The organism is Butyrivibrio sp. M55 (genome assembly GCF_900116865.1).
Taxonomy (GTDB): Bacteria; Bacillota; Clostridia; order Lachnospirales; family Lachnospiraceae; genus Butyrivibrio.
The window spans coordinates 97725-116646 of record NZ_FPCD01000010.1 but is presented as its reverse complement, the minus strand read 5'-3'; the positions used below and the strand labels follow the sequence as shown (position 1 = coordinate 116646).

Genomic DNA, 18922 nt, shown 5'->3' with positions numbered 1-18922 from the left:
AGTGTTAAAAAGTGGTTGAAAGTGGGAGAAAAGTGGGAACAGCATTTAAAGGTGAATACAGCCATTCCATCGATGCTAAGGGAAGGCTCATAATTCCTGCTAAATTCCGTGAACTTCTTGGTGAGCAATTTGTGGTTACTAAGGGGTTTGACGGCTGTCTTTTCGTATTCGCCGAAGAGGGCTGGGAACAGTTCGAAGAGAAGCTTCAATCACTTCCTATGGATAAACCCGAAGCCAGAATGCTTGGACGTTTCTTTATCGCCGGTGCTATTGACGCAGAAATCGATAAGCAAGGAAGAATACTTCTTCCCGCAAATCTTTTGCAACATGCCAAGATCGAGAAGGAAGCTATTATTGCCGGAGTCGGCAACAGAGCTGAAATCTGGAGCAAGGCTGAATGGGAGAAGGCAAGCACATTTGATGATATCAATTCAATTGCCGCAAAGATGAGCGAATACGGCTTAAGTATCTAAGGTAAACACATGGAATTCAATCACTATTCTGTACTTCTTGAGGAAGTGCTTGATAATCTGAATATTAAACCGGATGGATTATATCTGGACGGAACTCTCGGAGGAGCCGGACATTCTTTTCACATAGCGGAGAGACTTACCGGTGGAGGTCACCTTTACGGAACAGATCAGGATGCGGACGCTATCGCAGCCGCAACCAAGAGACTTGAGCCGTTTAAGGACAGAGTTACTGTCATCAGAGACAATTACGAGAATGCTGTCAAGAGACTAAGAGAGCTTGGGGTTACGGGAGTTGACGGAATCTTGCTTGATCTTGGAGTGTCATCATACCAGCTTGACAACGCCGAGAGAGGCTTTACTTACAAAGAGGACGTGCCTCTTGATATGAGAATGGACCAAAGACAGCAGCTTACAGCGAGAGATATAGTCAACGACTATTCAGAGACAGAGATCTTTCATATTATAAGAGACTTTGGCGAAGATAAATTCGCTAAGAATATAGCAAAGCACATTTGCATAGAGCGTGAGAAGAGTCCTATAGAGACGACCTTCAGACTCAACGAGATCATCAAGGCTGCGATACCTGCAAAGATGAGAGAGAAGGGCGGACATCCTTCAAAGAGGACTTATCAGGCAATACGAATTGCTTTGAACAGAGAGCTTGACGTTTTGTCAGGTTCACTTGACGGATTTATTGACTTTTTAAATCCCGGTGGAAGACTCTGCGTTATCACTTTCCATTCATTGGAAGACAGGATAACGAAGAATAATTTCAGGACCAATGAAAAGCCATGCACATGCCCGCCGGATTTCCCGGTTTGTGTTTGCGGCAAAGTTTCAAAGGGCAAAGTAATAACAAGAAAGCCTATTCTTCCAAGTGAAAAAGAGCTTTCTGAAAACAAGAGATCGCAGAGTGCAAAGCTCAGAGTTTTTGAGAAAGCGCTGTGACGGTCCAATCACACACTAAAACAGAAAGGAGAATGAATATGGCTAACGCATACATCTATGGCAACACAGTCAGACGAGTATATGAACCTGATCATGTGCGTAGAAGAGTCCATGTTCAGGAGCCTTTAAGAAGACATAAAAAACGCCATCATATGAGTTTTGGATACTTATTGTTCTTGTCTTTTGCAATGGTTGTAATGGTAGGAACTTTGGCTTTTTATATTTCGCTTCAGTCAAGAGTTACTGCCAGTATGAAAAATATAGCCCAGCTTGAGAAACAGCTGAACAGTTTAAAACAGGATAATGACGAGAACTATAACAGAGCCAACGGCAGGATGAGCCTTGATGAGATAAAAGAGGCGGCTATTGGCTTCGGTATGACTTATGCTGATGACGGCCAGATCGTAAAATACACTGACGATGGCGGCGACGATTATGTAAGACAGCTCGCACCTATACCGCAGGCGTCAAATAAGTAATAAGGAAATATCTTTTGCCATGAAAACTGTTAAAACTAAAAATGTGCAGAAATTTACAATAGGAATGAAGAAAAAGCTGGTAGTACTTTTTATGTTGGTATTACTGGCTTTTGCTGGATTAGGAGCGAGACTTATCAGTATCACTACCAATAACGGCAAGGAATATGAGAAAAAAGTTCTTTCCCAGCAGAGATATGATTCGACGACTATTCCTTATAAAAGAGGTTCGATCCTTGATTGTAACGAAAGCACGCTCGCATGGAGTGAGAAGGTATATAATCTGATCCTTAATGCAAATGTACTTCTCAGTGACAAAGAGAAAAATAAGGATAAAATCCAGCTTACGCTTAATGCGCTAAATAAGTATTTTGCTGCACAGATGAGTGCAAACGGGATCGACCTTAAATGGATACAGGATTATCTGGAAAAAAATTCGGATAAGAAGTATTACATTCTGGCAAAAAAGCTGAGCTACGACGAGATAAAAGACTTTCAGGATTATGCGTCAAAAGAAAATCTTAAAGGTGTATATTTTGAAGCCAATTATATAAGAAAATATCCTGAGAACACTTTGGCAAGTGATGTTATCGGATTTACTTCTGCCGATGATGTCGGACAGTGGGGACTTGAAAAACAGTACAACGATATTCTTGGAGGAGTTGAAGGAAGAGAGTACGGTTATCTTGATGATGACTTAAAGCTTGAAAGAACAACAATTCCTGCAATAGACGGTAACAGCATAGTTACTACTATAGACAGCCATCTTCAGGCGGTTGTTGAGAAATATCTCAATGTATTTAATGAAGAGAACAAAGGAAAAGTTCGTCCGGGAAACGGCGCAATGAATGTCGGATGTATTATGACGAACATCAATACCGGCGAGATTCTTGCAATGGCAAGCTATCCCAACTTTGACCTGAACAATCCGTGGGATGCTTCCAAACTTGTCGGAATGCCCGAGCTTCATAAATACACAGAAGATGTGTTGGATGAAGATGGTAATATTAAAATCCATAAAGGAGATGTAGAGCAGGTTAAGGATGATAAAGACAATCCTGTCTATATTACAGCGGAAAGAGCAGAGCAGTTAAATAATTCTGATGATGCCGATACTTACGAGCAGAAAGTTGCAAATCTGCAAGCGATGTGGAAGAACTTCTGCATATCTGATACCTATGAGCCCGGATCTGTCTCCAAGCCTATTACTGTTGCCATAGGTCTTGACAGCGGAAAGATCACGGGTAATGAGACATATAACTGCGGAGGATATCTTGAAGTCGGCGGACATAAAATTCACTGCCATAACACAGGTGGTGACGGAATTGTTTCTGTTCAGCAGGGTATTCAGAAATCATGTAACGTTGCAATGATGCATGTTGCTCAGGCGACGGGAATACATATTTTTTCAAAATATCAGAAAAACCTTGGGCTTGGACTTAAGACCAATATCGATCTTCCGGGTGAACCTTTCATGGATACCGATGTAATGATACACAGAGAAAACGGTGAGAACAGTAAGAGCGGGGATGTCGTAATGGTTCCGACCGATCTTGCAACATACTCATTCGGTCAGGGTTACAACTGCACCATGATAGAAATGATAACTGCTTTTAATTCCTTAATTAATGGCGGTAAGTTTTATCAGCCTCATGTTGTAAAAAAGATTCTTTCAAGCAGCGGAAGCACAATAAAGAATATCGAGCCGAGACTCCTTAAACAGACTGTTTCCGACAGCACTTCAGAGAAGATAGTTGAGTATTGCAACACTGTTACTCAGGAAGGCGGTACAGGAACAACGGCCGTACCTGTAGGATATAAGATTGGCGGCAAGACAGGAACTGCCGAGATGAGTATCAATGGTAGGCGTGATAAGATAAACTACGTAGTTTCTTTTATGGGATATGCGCCTGCAGATAATCCTGAGATCTCGATATATGTTGTTGTGGACAGACCCAATACGATCAAGCAGGATAATGCGAGATTTGCTACAACAATTGTACATAACATTCTTACAGAAGCGCTTCCTTATCTCGGATATCCGATGACAGAGGAAGTTACAGAGAAACAGCAGCAGGAACTTAATGAGTTCAGAGAAAAATACGGTATTACTTCCGCACCTCCCAAAGTAGAGGAAAATCAGGAAGACGAAGCTGCTGAGGGAAATTCTTCTGAAGAGCAAAAAGAAGAAAAAGAAGAAAAAGAAGAAAATAAGGAGCCTATCTGGAAATCATTTGACGTTGACCCTGAGACGGGGTATTATATTAACCCGAACACAGGAAATTTAGTTGATCCTGATAGCGGATATGAATTGGGTAGCAGTGCATTTGAGGATGAGCCTTCAGATGACGCGCCTAAAGAAACTGCAAATAATTAAAATTCATTGGGGGTATTTACGTGAATGATTATATTGTAAGAACTTTGATACCGGTATGTGCATCATGCCTTATTGCAGTACTTGCTGGGCCTAAGATCATAGCGATTCTTAGAAAGCTCAAAGCGGGACAGACTGAGAGAGAAGAGGGGCTTGAGTCTCATCAGAAAAAGACCGGAACGCCTACCATGGGAGGAATTATCTTTTTGCTTCCCTTCTTTATTATAGGTGTTTCCTACGCTGCATTTCATAAGGAAGTAATTCCTATTCTTATACTGACTTTCGGTTTTGGTGTGATCGGATTTATCGATGATTACATCAAAGTTGTAAAGAAGCATAATCTGGGGCTTAGAGCCTGGCAGAAGTTTTTGGGACAGCTCCTTGTGGCAATTATCTTTTCATTATATGTAGAGAATTGCACGGATATGACACTTGCAATGAAGATTCCTTTTATAGGAAGCGAGATAGACTTTGGAATATTTAATATTCCGCTTTTGTGTTTCATATCACTTGGTACCGCTAACGGAACGAATTTTACTGACGGAGTTGACGGACTTTGTGCATCGGTAACGGCTGTTGTTGCAGGATTTTTTGTATTGGCAGCTATGCGCTGCGGATCTACTGGAGCTGAAGTGATGGCTGCGGCAATGATGGGCGGACTCCTCGGTTATCTCGTATACAACGTTTATCCTGGAAAAGTAATGATGGGAGATACGGGATCGCTTGCAATCGGAGGTTTCGTTGCAGGAATATCATATGTTATGAATATGCCTCTTTTCATCGTAATTGTTGGATTCATCTACCTTATCGAAGTTGTTTCCGTTATCATGCAGGTTACTTATTTCAAACTGACAAACGGAAAAAGAATCTTCAGAATGGCTCCGATCCATCATCATTTTGAAAAGGGCGGCTGGTCAGAAACAAAGGTAGTTAATGTATTTACAACAGTAACAATTATCATGTGCCTTATAGCATATGCAGGATTATAACAGAGGTTGAGAGAAATGAAAGCTAGTGAGATAACAGGAAAAAAAGTACTTGTGATCGGAACGGGATTGTCGGGAGTAGGATCGGTAAGACTCCTTCACCAGGTTGGCGCCGTTCCCGTAATGCTTGAAGAAAATACAAAGGTCACAAGAGAAGATATAGTAAAAAAGCTTAATGAAGAGGATAAAGAGAACACTGAGATCATCATAGGCGATATCTCCGATGAGGTTCTCGACGAACTTGTACTTGTGGTTCCAAGCCCTGCGGTTCCTCTTGATGCACCTACGGTACTTCGTATTAAGGAAAAAAATATCCCTATCTGGAGTGAGATAGAACTTGCTTATAACTTTGCAAAAGGAAAGCTTGTTGCGATCACCGGAACAAACGGAAAGACTACAACAACAACTCTTGTAGGAGAGATAATGAAGGCTCACTTTAAGAGCAGCTATGTTGTTGGAAATATCGGTGTTTCATATGCTGAGAGTGCACTTGAAATGAAGGAAGACACCGTAACTGTCGGAGAGATAAGTTCTTTCCAGCTTGAGGCGGTTGATAATTTCCATGCACAGGTTTCGGCTATCTTAAACATAACACCCGATCACTTAAACAGGCATCACACTATGGAGTGCTATGCCGAGATGAAGCAGAACATTACAAATAACCAGACTAAAGAGGATACATGCGTACTTAACTACGACAATCCATATACAAGAGAGTTTGGAGAAAAATGTCCCGCTAAGGTGGTTTTCTTTTCAACATCCGAAAAACTTAAAGACGGATTCTATCTTGACGGCGAAGAGATATACATGAGTATCGCAGGTGAAGCTGTCAAAGTTATGAATATTCATGATATGAACCTGGTGGGAATGTGTAACGTAGAGAATGTTATGGCTGCGATCGCTATGGCTGTTGCTATGGGAGTTCCTTTTTCAACAATTCTCAGAGTTGTTCGCGATTTCAAGGCTGTTGAGCACAGAATTGAGTTCGTTGCGACAAAGAACGGAGTAGATTATTACAACGATTCCAAGGGTACAAACCCCGATGCGGCCATTCAGGGAATCAAGGCGATGTGTAAGCCTACAATTCTTATCGGCGGCGGCTATGACAAGGGCAGTGAGTACGATGAGTGGATCGAGAACTTTGGCGATACGGTAAAGATGCTCGTTCTCATCGGACAGACCAAGGAAAAAATTGCAGAATGTGCACAGAAGCACGGATTCAATAAATTTGTATTTAAAGATACTTTTGAGGAGGCGCTTGAATATTGCAGTGCCAACGCAAAAGAAGGGGAAGCGGTACTTCTTTCACCCGCATGCGCAAGTTGGGATATGTTCCCGAATTACGAGACAAGGGGTAAGAAATTCAAGGAGTATGTAAACAGACTTTGAGAATATGACAAAAAATATGAGGGGATGATCTGATATGGCAAGGACCGGAGTGAACGTTTTAAGAAGGCAAAGAGAAAGAGAAGAAACATATGTTGACTACAGTTTGATATTTGTAATACTTTTTTTGCTTGCGTTTGGGCTTGTAATGATATATTCGACAAGTACATATTGGGCTAATCTTAAGATGAACGGTGACTCGTCATATTACTTCAAGCATCAGTTCGGAGCGGTATTTGGCGGAATTGTTGCCATGATATTTATGTCCTATTTCCCTTATGGGCTCTTGAGAAAGTTTGCTTTTCCGTTGTATGCAACGTCAGTGGTCCTGCTTATCCTGACTCCTATCATAGGAAGAGAGGTCAACGGTGCGAAAAGATGGATTCAGGTTCCTGTAATCGGATCTATTCAGCCGGCTGAGATAGCAAAGATTTCCGTTATCATTTTTGTTGCGGCTTTTATCTTAAGGCTTCAAAAGCTTCTTTTAACTCCCAAGGGATACGGAGTGGCAATAGGATTTCCGGCATTTCTTGCGATAATGATCCGTATGTGTACCAAGAACCTGAGCTCAGCTATCATCGTAATGGGGATTGCCGTTATAATGCTTTTTGTTGCGACTCCCGGTTATAAGAGATATGTAATGGCAGCTTTGTCTGTAGGTGCTTTTGCAGCTGTTACGGTTCTTATAATTGTAAACGCGGGAGCAAAAGGAAGTTTCAGATCCGAGCGAGTTCTTGCGTGGCTTGATCCCCAGGGACATGCGACAGGTAAGGGATTCCAGACGCTTCAGTCTCTTTATGCGATCGGTTCCGGCGGAACATTCGGAAAAGGGCTTGGCGAGAGTATGCAGAAGATGGGCTTTATTCCCGAGGCGCAGAACGATATGATCTTTTCGGTTATATGCGAAGAGCTCGGACTTTTTGGAGCTATCGCCGTAATGCTTATGTTCCTTCTTCTTATTTGGAGACTTATGATCATTGCAAACAATGCACCTGATATGTTTGGAGCACTGCTTGTTATCGGCGTTATGGCGCATATTGCTATTCAGGTTATTCTTAATATAGCGGTTGTTACCAATACAATTCCCAATACAGGAATTACACTTCCGTTCATAAGTTACGGTGGTACTGCGGTTGTGTTCCAGCTCGCGGAGCTTGGAATAGCGCTTAATGTGGGAAGAAACATAGGAAGATAGTTTTGATATGGCAAAGAAGAAGCGTAAAAAGAGAAAAAAACGTTCATATGCTGCCAGACCGGCTTTTCATCCTTTTGAGAAACTGAGAGACTCCTTTAGATATAAACGGAGTCTTTATGTTATTTCGGGTATAATCACTGCGTCTGCTCTGATCGTCATAGCGGTAGTCTTTTATATTGCGGACAATTATACCGTAAAGAATGTCGTGGTTGACGGAAACACTCATTATACCCAAAAAGAGATCGCTGACATGGTTATAACCGATAAGCTGTGTCATAACTCAATGTTTTTGTCTATGAAATATATGAACAAGAGCATTGAAGATGTTCCTTTTATTGAGAAGATCGACGTGGACATAGTTTCGCGCGATACGGTCAAGATCAATGTATTTGAAAAAGCTGTCGCTGGATATATAGCATATTTGGGAAAATATATATACTTTGACAGAGAGGGCATTGTTGTGGAATGCTCTTCCGAAACGACCGAAGATGTCCCTCAGGTTATGGGACTTAATTTTGATTACATTACTATGCATGAAAAGCTCCCTATCGATGATGCTCATCAGGTGGTTTTTGGTGAGATCCTTGATATTACGCAGCTTTTAAATAAATATCAGCTTCATGCGGATAAGATTTTTTTCGACAGTGATTTTAATGTTTATCTTTATTTTGGTGGAGTTGAAGTCAGTATAGGTAAAAATGATTATATTGACGAAAAAATTCAACAACTTCAATATCAATTGCCAAAACTTGAAGGACAGACAGGAATTCTTAATCTGAAAGATTTAAATGAAGACACTAAACTTTTTACATTTACCCCGAAAAATTAAAGAATTGTGTCTGAGTAAAGTGAAATTTAAACAAAATTCTACTTAAAAAACGGGTTGATAATTGAGTAAAAAAATCGTATCATAGCTAATAAGGAGTCCAAGTTATGAAGGAGGAGAAAACTTGCTTGAAATAAAGTCAAACGATGCTGAAACTACTTGCAAAATCATCGTCGTAGGGGTTGGCGGTGCAGGTAATAATGCTGTTAATAGAATGGTAGACGAAAATATTACCGGCGTAGAATTTGTCGGTATTAATACAGATAAGCAGGCGCTTCAGCTTTGTAAGGCACCCAAGCTTTTACAGATTGGTGAAAAGCTTACAAAGGGTCTCGGAGCAGGTGCTAAGCCTGAGATTGGTGAGAAAGCGGCAGAAGAGAGTGCGGAGGAAATTTCTGCAGCACTTAAGGGTGCAGATATGGTCTTCGTTACTTGCGGAATGGGCGGCGGAACCGGAACCGGTGCAGCTCCCGTTGTTGCTAAGCTTGCCAGAGAGATGGGGATTCTAACTGTAGGCGTTGTTACAAAGCCTTTCAGCTTTGAGGCACGCGTACGTATGCAAAATGCTATGCTTGGTATCCAGAATATCAAGTCTAATGTAGATACACTTATTGTGATCCCTAATGATAAGCTTCTTCAGATCGTAGACAGACGTACAACTATGCCTGATGCGCTCAAGAAAGCTGATGAGGTCCTTCAGCAGGCCGTTCAGGGAATCACAGATCTTATCAATGTTCCTGCTGTTATTAACCTTGACTTTGCCGATGTTCAGACTGTCATGAAGGACAAGGGCATTGCTCATATCGGTATCGGTAACGGTAAGGGAGACGAGAAGGCTATTGACGCTGTTAAGATGGCGGTTGAAAGTCCTCTTCTTGAGACTAAGATCAATGGCGCTTCAAGTGTTATCATCAATATTTCCGGTGATATCACACTTCAGGATGCATCCGATGCTTCCGAATATGTTCGTCAGCTTGCAGGAAATGATGTAAACATCATCTTCGGTGCAATGTATGATGAGAGCAAGACAGATAATTGTACAATAACTGTTATCGCAACAGGTATTGAAGAGAAGGTTCAGACCAGTACACAGACTAAGGCAGCTGCTGCACAGAGCGCAACAAACCGCGTATTTGCTGCATCTCAGCCTACACCTGTACCTACACCGGTCGTTTCAACACCTATAACACCTATCGCAACTGTACCTCCGGTACAGCCGATAATTTCACCTATCTCCGCTGTGACTGATGCTCCCGCCGCAAATCCATCACCTAGGCCGGGACTTTCAATCAACAGACCAAGCGAGATTAAGGCAACAGTGGAACCCAAATCACTCAAGATTCCGGATTTCCTGCAGAGAAAATAAACTTAAGGGCTGTCGCACAAGTATGTGCTATAGCCCTTTATTTACGCCCCGGTTCATGGGGAATATGTTCGGAAATGGTGTTCTTTTTTGATTTCACAGTATGGATATAAGGCAGATTTTCTTGTTGTTACATATGTTGATATTCAAGGCATAAAAAGACTTAAGCTTTCATTCTTCGCTCCAAAACTCGCCCATAAATGGGCTCAAACAATTGGAGCGAGGGCAGAATGAAAACTTAAGTCTTTTTATTGCTCTTGAATATAGCAACATGTGTAAATACTGCGAAAATCTGCCTTATATCCATACTGTGAAGCCAAGGAATTGTGTATTTCCGAACATATTCCCCATGAACCGGGGCTGTCTTTGAAAGGCTTTAGGCACATGCTTGGATGCGGGAGCCCTTTTCCTTAAGGTGCGAGAGGGGGAATGGTGTGAGAGGGGCGGGATGACGAGGTATCTTTTATGGAAAAGCGTATAGGGAGATGGTATTATAGTGATTGTTGAGAAAAAGAATGTGTAAGGGTGGAGAGCGGTATGAAGATTGTGAGCAGTTTGAAAGAGAATTTAGGGTATATTGTTGTATCTTTTATTGTATTGATCTTTTCTTTTTTGACTATCAAGGGTTCTGTTGGTGGGAATCTGGAGTATAGTTTTCCGGCGGAGGGAGTGGATTATTCTACGATTTCGTGGGGAGAGGTTCCTATAGACGAAAACGGGCAGGAGTTTAATGTTGATTATAAGGCTTGGGATATCGGGCAAATAGGGCTTAGGATGTCTTATGAAGGCGATGGGGAGTTTGAGCTTACTGTTAAGGATTCCAAGGGCGGAGAGTTTGTAAGAGCGTACGATACTTCGGGGCTTGAAGCAGATGATGAGGATGTGACTTGGATTGATGTGGACAGGCATGTTGCGGCGGGCAATCTGAAGCTGGTCTTTAAGAATATAAGTGTGAACGGGCTTAAGCTTATTGGATATTCACAGGAAGGTGTCTTGGATGAGAACGGGAATGCGGCGTTTGGGCTTAATATGCAGGTGAGAGCGGCTTCTTTTCCCAAGGTGAAGGCATATGTCTTTTCTACGGTATGGATATTGATCGTTCTTGCGGGATTTATGGTTTTGAGAAACAGGGATATCTCGTATGAGAGGTTGTTCTTAGCATTGTATATCACAATGGGTGTACTTGCGTTTATGGTGTTTACGCCTTTTGCGGAGCCTGATTCGGGTAATCATTACAGGAGGGCGTATGCGATTTCTGAAGGCGACGTGTTCCCTGAGCTTGATGAAAATAATGCGATAGGAAGGCCGTTTGCGTGGCCTTCGACGTGGGGGACAGGAGACGGAGTCTCTGTTTCCCGGTATGAAGCGCGTAACAGAATGGGCTTTGATGTGAAGGATGCCGCAAATATGCAGTACATAACATATACGAATATTGCGCTGTATTCGCCTGTCTGTCACACGGTTCCGGCTCTTTTTATGGCAATAACAAGGCTGTTTACGCATAGCATTATCGTAATCGAGATGGTCGCTAAGATTGCGAATTTTATTGCGATAGGAGCTATTTTGTATCTTGGAATCAAAATCTCGCCCTTTGGAAAAGAGTATTTCCTCTGGATGGCGGTTCATCCTTTTATGATGAAGCAGTACACATCGATATCTCCCGATCTTATGACTGCCGCGCTTGTGTATCTTCTTACTGCGCTGGTTTTAAGACTTCGATATGATGAGAAAGCGTATGCCAAGAAGGGATATCTTGTGGCACTGTATATAATTCCGTTTTTGCTGGGGCAGTTTAAGATAGTGTATGTTGCTTTCTGCCTACTTCTTTTCCTTATTCCGATGGATAAGTTTGAGAGTAAAAAGAGCTATTTTACCCATGCGACGGCAATCGGACTGCTGACAGTCGTGCCTGCGCTTGTGTGGTTTAAAATTTCATCGCATATATTAAGCCTTGGATATTCAGACATAAATGCGACAAACAGAGTGATCGCGATGAATCCCGTTAAATATATCCCGATTCTTCTCAATACATTCAGGACAAAGGGATATGACTATATCATGCAGTTCTTTGGAAGTGCGCTTGTATTTAAAGACGGCACAAATGATGCGGTGGTACTCATATTTATAATGCTTGTTGCGGCGTATGTAAGCAGAAACATTTATATGAACAGGCATAATGAAGCGGAGATTGCTGTCAAGGTGCGAAACGACGCTGCTTTGAAGGTGTTTATAGCAGTGGCGGTCGCCATTACGACGGTGCTGATATTTACGGCTGAGTATGTTCAGTGGACAGATCCGGGAGCTTCAAGCGTAAACGGAGTTCACGGAAGATATTTCTTCCCGTTTATTTTCCCTTTGCTGATTCTTCTTACGGGGGCGTCGGGAACGACGGAAATTGACGGTGAAGCCTTGGAAGAATCATCGAGAAAGTCACTGTTTTCGCTGGTTTCGGTTACTCTTTGTTTCGTCGCTCAGCTGTATATAGTGTACCAACTGTGAGGCCGCTTTATATCGGGATTTGAGACCCTATATTGTCCGCAATGTCGCATTTTACCTCGCGTCACAGAGTTAATTATAAATTGTGTGGAAAAATACGAAAAATGATGATACAATAATTTGTGGAAATGGATTTTGCATAGGCAATATATTGTGGACATAGTGGAGGATTCTGTATGAAGTGCCCATTCTGCGGAAAAGATGATACGAGGGTAATTGATTCAAGACCCGCCGATGAAAATACTTCGATTAGAAGGAGACGTGTCTGTGATTCGTGTGGTAAGCGATTTACGACCTATGAAAAGGTCGAGACGATTCCTCTTATCGTCATTAAAAAGGGTGACATCAGGGAACCTTATGACAGAGCGAAGATTGAAGCAGGCGTTTTCAGAGCTTGCCATAAGCGGCCTGTAAGCGCAGAACAGATAACTAAGATGGTTGACGCCGTTGAGACGGAAGTTTTTAATATGGAACAGAAGGAAATACCGAGCAGAGCTATTGGTGAGATAGTTATGGATAAGATGAAAAATCTCGATCCCGTAGCTTATGTAAGATTCGCCTCTGTATACCGTGAATTTAAAGATGTTAATACTTTTATGGATGAGCTTAAATCGGTTCTTAAGAAAGAAGCCGATGGAATAATAACTGACGCAACTGATAAGAGCACACCGCTCCTTAAAAAGGAATGAACAATAGCCTTGACATTTTTTTGTCAAGGCTATATATTTGAGCAGAGCAGGCGTGAAGCCGGCTCAAATCACATATTCAGGAAGGATGATTTTAACATGATCACAAGAAGGCATGGCAGAAAGAAAATCTGCGCACTTCTGACTGTTGTGTTAACGACACTGACTGTTGCATTGAGCGGTTGCTCAAGCGACAAGGCAGGGGATTCCGCAAAGAACTCAGGCGCAGGTTCATCTGCAGCTTCTGAGCAGGCAAATGCGGGAGATACTTCCAAACTTATCGTAGGAATACCTCAGGACATAGACAGTCTTGACCCCCACCACATGACAGGGGCAGGTACGAAAGAGGTAATGTTTAACGTGTTCGAAGGACTCGTTAAACCCGATGAGAACGGTAATCTTAACCCTGCTGTAGCAAGTGAGTACACAATATCAGAGGACAACAAGGTTTACACTTTTACACTCAGAGACGGAGTAAAGTTCCACGACGGAACCGATGTTACAGCGGAGGATGTCAAGTATTCTTTGGAACGTAACGCGGGAGTTGACGGTAGCGAACCGCTTATTTCTTCTTTTTCAGAAATTGAAAGTGTAAATATTGTTGATGACAAGCATGTTGAGGTAGTACTTAATAAGGCTGATTCGGAGCTTCTTCCGCAGTTTACTGTGGCGATAATCCCGAAGGCCAATGCAAATCCCGAGACAAACCCTATAGGTACGGGACCTTATAAGTACGTTTCAAACGCGCCACAGGAGAGTCTTGTTGTTACAAGATTTGATGATTACTGGGGTGAAAAAGCTTTTATTAAGGATGTAGTGTTTAAGATCGAGGCAAATTCAGATGCAATCGTGCTTGACCTTGAGGGCGGTTCGATAGATATGTATGCGAGAATCCCTTCAGCACAGGTGGCTCAGCTCTCTGATAAGTTCGAGATCTACGAAGGAACCATGAATCTGGTTCAGGCTCTTTATCTTAATAACGCAGTTAAGCCGTTTGATGATGTGAGAGTTCGTCAGGCGCTTTGCTATGCGATCGATCCTCAGGAAATAATGGATTTTGTTTCCGACGGAGCGGGTACTGAGATTGGAAGTGCGATGTACCCTGCATTTACGAAATATTTTTTGCCTGAGCTCAATGATACTTACAACCATGATCCTGAGAAAGCTAAGGCTCTTTTGGCTGAGGCGGGATATCCGAACGGATTCGAGTTTACGATAACCGTTCCCTCCAATTACAAGCAGCACGTTGATACGGCGCAGGTTCTTGTTGAGGAGTTTAAGGCAATCGGAGTTACGGCGAATATTCAGGAAGTTGAGTGGAATACATGGCTCAGCGATGTTTATACTGACAAAAAATATGAGTCGACGGTTGTAGGATTTGATGCTTCCACAGTATCGGCGGGAGCACTTCTTGCAAGATATGAGTCGACTTCAAGCAAGAATACATTTAATTACAGCAACAAGGACTTCGACGAGGCACTTCACAAGGCTACAGAAACAGCTGATGATGCCCAGAAGACCGAGTATTACAAAGAGTGTGAGCGTATCTTGTCAAAAGATGCAGCGAATGTCTACATTCAGGATCTTCCTGAGTACGTTGCGCTCAATAAGAAATTTACGGGATATGTCTTTTATCCTATTTATTTGCAGGACATTGCAAAGATAAGACCGGCTGAATAAGTCATTTTTAAGAGTTTGCGAGGAATATGCACATGAAATATATCATTAAAAAAGTCATTTCTATGATAATTACTTTAGTGGTTGTTTCACTGTGTGTATTCCTCGCTTTTAGTATAATTCCGGGAGATCCCGCGCTCAAAAAGCTGGGAACGGAGGCGTCTCCCGAGCTCATCGCTCAGACAAGAGAGCAGATGGGATTAAACGATCCTGTTATAGTCAGGTACTTCAGGTGGTTTGCAGCTTTTTTACACGGTGATATGGGAAAAAGCTACAACTACAGCGTACCGGTTGCGGGGATGATCTTAAATAAGATACCGATCACGCTGACTATGGCGATTATGTCTTTTTTACTTACGATAGTGGTTTCGATTCCGATGGGAATCATCACGGCTAAACACGAAGGGGGAGTGCTGGACCGCGCAGTTACGGTTATAAACCAGATTATCATGGCTGTTCCGCCTTTCTTTTCAGGAATACTTATAACTTTTATTTTTGGAATGGTATTTAAACTCTTTACTCCGGGCGGATTTGTTTCGTACACGGATAATTTTGCGGGATTTGTTGGATATCTGATTTTTCCTTCAATCGCTGTTGCTCTTCCCAAGATCGCTATGACGGTCAAGATGCTAAGGGGAAGCGTCATCGACGAGGCGAAAAAAGATTACACGAGAACCGCTTACAGTAGAGGAAATAACACGAACGGCGTTCTTTACAGACATGTTCTTAAGAATGCGCTTATTCCTGTCATAACCTTCCTTGGAATGCTTCTTGCCGATATGGTTGCGGGAAGTATCGTAATAGAGCAGGTTTTTGGAATTCCCGGAATAAGCAGAATCCTTCTTACGAGCATAAGTAACAGAGATTACCCCGTGGTTGAAGCTATAATCATGGGAATTGCGATGATAGTTATTGTCACCAATCTTTTGGTGGACATTATTTATAGAATTGTTGACCCGAGAATAGGGATTGAAGAATGAGAGATAAATTTACGGAAGTTTTTAAGAAAATAAAAAAAGATCCCTATATGTGCGCGGGTGTCATTATTACCGGAATTATCCTTTTGATGATAGTAGTGGGGCTTTTCTGGATGCCGTATGAACCGACCAAGATGAGTGCGGCAGAAAAGCTTCAGGGGATTTCTTTTAAACATATTATGGGAACCGACAACATGGGAAGAGATGTGTTTAGCAGAGTTATGTACGGAAGCAGGGTCACATTCCTCATTGCTCTTGGAACCGTGTTTATCGGTGCGTTTGCGGGAACGCTTATTGGAGCGCTTACGGGCTACTTCGGAGGTCTCTTTGATGAGATCACAATGAGAGTTATTGATGCGATGTTTGCGTTTCCGAGCATTTTGCTGGCTCTTGTGATTGTCAGTGTTTTCGGAACGGGATGGATGCAGCTTCTTCTTTCACTCGGAATAGCATTTATTCCGAGCTTTGCAAGGATTGTAAGGGGAGAAGTGCTCCGTTGCCGCAATACAGATTATGTGGAAAGTGCCAAACTCCAGGGCGTATCTGATGTCAGGATGATATTCGTACATATTTTGCCCAATATAAAGGGAGTTCTGGCTTCGTCGATACTTATCGGATTTAACAATGCGGTGCTCGCGGAAGCCGGACTTAGTTATCTGGGCGTCGGTTCGCAGCCGCCATATGCAAGTCTTGGAAAGATGCTTTCGGATGCGCAGCAGTACATGTTTACAACTCCGAGTTATTGTCTTTGTCCCGGACTTGTGATTGTTTTGATGGTTTTGGGCTTTTCGTTTTTGGGTGAGGGAATCAGAAGATGGGAGTGATACTTGACGTAACTGATCTTCATATAGAGTTTCATGATCACGGGTTTCCCGAGGTCGCGGTGGAAGATTTTGACCTGATGCTTGAAGAGGGCGAGATTGTCGGTATTGTCGGAGAGTCGGGCTCGGGAAAGAGCATGAGCGCGCTTGCGATAGCGGGGCTTCTAAGCAGGCATTCGATCACCAAGACGGGAAGGATCATGTTTAACGGGGACGATCTTCTTACCTGTGACAGAAAGACTTTGAGGTCGTATCAGGGAGATGAGATCTCGATGATCTTCCAGGAGCCGATGACGAGTCTTAATCCGGTTAAAAGAATCGGTTGGCAGGTTGAGGAATCTCTTTTCATCCATCATTCTGACATCGATAAAAAGAAGCGCAAAGAAATGGCGATAGAGATGCTGAAGGCCGTTGGCTTAAATGATGCGGAGAATATTTATCACATGTATCCGCATGAACTTTCGGGCGGAATGAGGCAGAGGGTTATGATAGCTGCCGCAATGATAGGAAATCCTAAGATACTTATCGCTGATGAGCCAACGACGGCACTTGATGTGACAGTTCAGGCGCAGATAGTCGAGCTTCTTAAAAAGATTAACAAGGAGCGCGGAACGTCGATCATCTTTATTTCACATGACCTTAGCCTTGTAAGTCAGCTGTGCGAGAGGGTTATCGTGATGCAGAAGGGAAATATTGTTGAGAGTGGCGATACTGCGAGAGTGTTTGGGGCTCCGCAGGATCTTTATACCAAAAAGCTGATCGCGGCTATTCCAAAGATTGACATAGGAAACTGATTATGAGCGAGGATAAGGTTTTAAGAGCCGCTAATCTTAATGTTTTTTATAAGAACAGAAAGAGAAAGCTCTTTTCCAAAAATAAAAAAATACAGATTCTTCACGATGTGACTTTCGAGATGGAAGAGGGTGAAGTGCTTGCGATTGCGGGAGAGTCCGGATGCGGAAAGTCGACGCTTGCAAGGACGATAGTCGGGATCAATAAGGACTACACGGGCGAGCTTATGCAGAAGTACGAGGGGCCGCAGATGGTGTTCCAGGATCCGTACAGTTCACTGAATCCTTCCAAGAAAGTGGGATGGCTTATGGAGGAACCGCTTAAGGTCGACAAGAAGCGGAAGTGGACGAAGGAAGAGCGCCTTGAGCGGGTAAAAGAGGTTATGAAGGATGTTGAGCTTCCTATTGAGATGCTGGACAGGTATCCTTCACAGCTTTCCGGAGGACAGAGGCAGAGAGTGTGCATAGGTATTGCACTTATGAGATATCCGAAACTGCTTATAGCGGATGAGCCTGTTTCCGCACTTGATGTGACGATTCAGTCGCAGATCATGGAGCTGCTCAGGTCGCTTCACAAAAAGCTCGGGATATCCATTATTTTCATATCTCATGACCTTAGGGTGGTCTACCAGATCAGTGATCATGTGATGATCATGAAGGACGGCAGGATAGTTGAGCATGGTAAGACGGATGAAGTGTATAGGCATCCTCAGGCTGAATATACCGTGCGGCTTTTGAAGGCAGCGGGCATCAGAAAGTGAGGCAAAAAGCATTTTTGACTTGGGTAGACCTTGCGAAAGTAATAATTTATGCGAGATTTCATAAATTTTTTATAATTGACGCTTAATTTATGGGCTTTTCTTCCGATATATATTTTAAAAGGGCGACAGTGTGTTACCTTAAACGATTACGTTTTTTACAGTAGCAGATGTGGCAAGGAAAGGAGGCTTGGTATTATGGCGATTAGCAGAGTTAACGGGTATAGTGGAAGCAGTGCTTACAAATTTCCGACAACTGTGGGTAATGACGCAAGGGATAATACCGAGTTTCTAGATAAAGCTGAGACCGGTGCACAGGGTGACGCAGAAGAGGAGCTTTCAAGCGATTATGTGCAGAGGGGAAACGCTTCTATTGATAATGTTGCGATTTCTTTTGGAATCTATGACGATGCTTCGAGAAATCTTTTTAAGATAGACGGTCTTCTTTCGGATGATATGGTTGAGGCAATCTCCGGAATGCAGAAAGATCAGATTCTTCGCGAGTATCAGTATTTTGTGGGAGACGATCTTTCGGGAAATAAGAGTAGTATCATTGCCAGTACCGAGGACGGACTTGTTATTAAGAAGAACTGAGTAAATAATTTGAAAATGTTGAATATAGAAAAATGCGAAAGAGACGCTGCAGATGATGCGTCTCTTTTTCTTTATGCTTCGATAGATTTTTTACA

17 protein-coding genes are annotated in these 18922 nt (G+C 42.6%); all 17 read left to right on the top strand.

Annotated features, from left to right (window positions below):
• The first annotated feature begins 32 nt into the window (after positions 1-32).
• The 17 genes from mraZ to BM398_RS11690 all read left to right on the top strand — a co-directional run bounded on the left by mraZ (position 33) and on the right by BM398_RS11690 (position 18827).
• On the top strand, positions 33-473 hold the full coding sequence (mraZ, locus tag BM398_RS11770; RefSeq protein ID WP_026666908.1) for a division/cell wall cluster transcriptional repressor MraZ: 441 nt from the start codon (positions 33-35) through the stop codon (positions 471-473).
• Between the two features lie 9 nt (positions 474-482).
• Entirely contained in the window at positions 483-1421 is a 939-nt protein-coding gene (gene rsmH, locus BM398_RS11765) for a 16S rRNA (cytosine(1402)-N(4))-methyltransferase RsmH (RefSeq protein ID WP_092337838.1), read from the top strand.
• A 38-nt stretch (positions 1422-1459) separates the two neighbouring features.
• Positions 1460-1900: a hypothetical protein gene (locus tag BM398_RS11760; RefSeq protein ID WP_026654310.1), complete on the top strand. Its 441-nt coding sequence runs from the start codon at positions 1460-1462 to the stop codon at positions 1898-1900.
• 19 nt (positions 1901-1919) lie between these two features.
• Positions 1920-4274 (top strand): penicillin-binding transpeptidase domain-containing protein, encoded by a 2355-nt coding sequence (locus BM398_RS11755; protein WP_092337837.1) that lies wholly within the window; start codon positions 1920-1922, stop codon positions 4272-4274.
• 20 nt (positions 4275-4294) lie between these two features.
• A complete protein-coding gene (gene mraY / locus BM398_RS11750; RefSeq protein ID WP_092337836.1) occupies positions 4295-5260 on the top strand; it encodes a phospho-N-acetylmuramoyl-pentapeptide-transferase in 966 nt (321 codons plus the stop codon).
• A gap of 15 nt (positions 5261-5275) precedes the next feature.
• On the top strand, positions 5276-6646 hold the full coding sequence (murD, locus tag BM398_RS11745; protein ID WP_092337835.1) for a UDP-N-acetylmuramoyl-L-alanine--D-glutamate ligase: 1371 nt from the start codon (positions 5276-5278) through the stop codon (positions 6644-6646).
• A 34-nt stretch (positions 6647-6680) separates the two neighbouring features.
• A complete protein-coding gene (locus BM398_RS11740) occupies positions 6681-7838 on the top strand; it encodes an FtsW/RodA/SpoVE family cell cycle protein (protein ID WP_092337834.1) in 1158 nt (385 codons plus the stop codon).
• Positions 7839-7845: 7 nt separating this feature from the next.
• On the top strand, positions 7846-8667 hold the full coding sequence (locus BM398_RS11735; RefSeq protein WP_092337833.1) for a cell division protein FtsQ/DivIB: 822 nt from the start codon (positions 7846-7848) through the stop codon (positions 8665-8667).
• 121 nt (positions 8668-8788) lie between these two features.
• On the top strand, positions 8789-10030 hold the full coding sequence (gene ftsZ, locus BM398_RS11730; protein WP_026654315.1) for a cell division protein FtsZ: 1242 nt from the start codon (positions 8789-8791) through the stop codon (positions 10028-10030).
• Positions 10031-10564: 534 nt separating this feature from the next.
• Positions 10565-12526: a DUF2142 domain-containing protein gene (locus tag BM398_RS11725; RefSeq protein ID WP_092337832.1), complete on the top strand. Its 1962-nt coding sequence runs from the start codon at positions 10565-10567 to the stop codon at positions 12524-12526.
• A gap of 173 nt (positions 12527-12699) precedes the next feature.
• A complete protein-coding gene (gene nrdR, locus BM398_RS11720) occupies positions 12700-13212 on the top strand; it encodes a transcriptional regulator NrdR (RefSeq protein WP_026666913.1) in 513 nt (170 codons plus the stop codon).
• Positions 13213-13308: 96 nt separating this feature from the next.
• Positions 13309-14889, top strand: coding sequence for an ABC transporter substrate-binding protein (locus tag BM398_RS11715; protein WP_092337847.1), 1581 nt, complete (start codon positions 13309-13311; stop codon positions 14887-14889).
• A gap of 32 nt (positions 14890-14921) precedes the next feature.
• A complete protein-coding gene (locus tag BM398_RS11710; protein ID WP_092337831.1) occupies positions 14922-15866 on the top strand; it encodes an ABC transporter permease in 945 nt (314 codons plus the stop codon).
• The gene (locus BM398_RS11705) at positions 15863-16687 is read left to right on the top strand and encodes an ABC transporter permease (protein WP_034461908.1); all 825 of its coding nucleotides are present in this window, start codon (positions 15863-15865) and stop codon (positions 16685-16687) included. The genes BM398_RS11710 and BM398_RS11705 overlap by 4 nt, the downstream gene beginning before the upstream one ends.
• On the top strand, positions 16678-17478 hold the full coding sequence (locus tag BM398_RS11700; RefSeq protein ID WP_092337830.1) for an ABC transporter ATP-binding protein: 801 nt from the start codon (positions 16678-16680) through the stop codon (positions 17476-17478). Before BM398_RS11705 ends, BM398_RS11700 begins: the two co-directional genes overlap by 10 nt.
• A gap of 2 nt (positions 17479-17480) precedes the next feature.
• Positions 17481-18236, top strand: a complete 756-nt coding sequence (locus tag BM398_RS11695) for an ABC transporter ATP-binding protein (protein ID WP_092337829.1) — start codon at positions 17481-17483, stop codon at positions 18234-18236.
• Positions 18237-18431: 195 nt separating this feature from the next.
• Positions 18432-18827, top strand: coding sequence for a hypothetical protein (locus BM398_RS11690; RefSeq protein ID WP_092337828.1), 396 nt, complete (start codon positions 18432-18434; stop codon positions 18825-18827).
• Positions 18828-18922: the final 95 nt, after the last annotated feature.

Excerpts from the sequence above, each read along its gene's own strand:
- BM398_RS11690 (WP_092337828.1), top strand. The coding sequence starts at position 18,432 with ATGGCGATTAGCAGAGTTAACGGGTATAGTGGAAGCAGTGCTTACAAA.
- BM398_RS11695 (WP_092337829.1), top strand. The coding sequence starts at position 17,481 with ATGAGCGAGGATAAGGTTTTAAGAGCCGCTAATCTTAATGTTTTTTAT.
- BM398_RS11755 (WP_092337837.1), top strand. The coding sequence starts at position 1,920 with ATGAAAACTGTTAAAACTAAAAATGTGCAGAAATTTACAATAGGAATG.
- BM398_RS11725 (WP_092337832.1), top strand. The coding sequence starts at position 10,565 with ATGAAGATTGTGAGCAGTTTGAAAGAGAATTTAGGGTATATTGTTGTA.
- murD (WP_092337835.1), top strand. The coding sequence starts at position 5,276 with ATGAAAGCTAGTGAGATAACAGGAAAAAAAGTACTTGTGATCGGAACG.
- BM398_RS11740 (WP_092337834.1), top strand. The coding sequence starts at position 6,681 with ATGGCAAGGACCGGAGTGAACGTTTTAAGAAGGCAAAGAGAAAGAGAA.
- BM398_RS11700 (WP_092337830.1), top strand. The coding sequence starts at position 16,678 with ATGGGAGTGATACTTGACGTAACTGATCTTCATATAGAGTTTCATGAT.
- nrdR (WP_026666913.1), top strand. The coding sequence starts at position 12,700 with ATGAAGTGCCCATTCTGCGGAAAAGATGATACGAGGGTAATTGATTCA.
- BM398_RS11735 (WP_092337833.1), top strand. The coding sequence starts at position 7,846 with ATGGCAAAGAAGAAGCGTAAAAAGAGAAAAAAACGTTCATATGCTGCC.
- BM398_RS11715 (WP_092337847.1), top strand. The coding sequence starts at position 13,309 with ATGATCACAAGAAGGCATGGCAGAAAGAAAATCTGCGCACTTCTGACT.
- BM398_RS11710 (WP_092337831.1), top strand. The coding sequence starts at position 14,922 with ATGAAATATATCATTAAAAAAGTCATTTCTATGATAATTACTTTAGTG.
- BM398_RS11705 (WP_034461908.1), top strand. The coding sequence starts at position 15,863 with ATGAGAGATAAATTTACGGAAGTTTTTAAGAAAATAAAAAAAGATCCC.
- BM398_RS11760 (WP_026654310.1), top strand. The coding sequence starts at position 1,460 with ATGGCTAACGCATACATCTATGGCAACACAGTCAGACGAGTATATGAA.
- rsmH (WP_092337838.1), top strand. The coding sequence starts at position 483 with ATGGAATTCAATCACTATTCTGTACTTCTTGAGGAAGTGCTTGATAAT.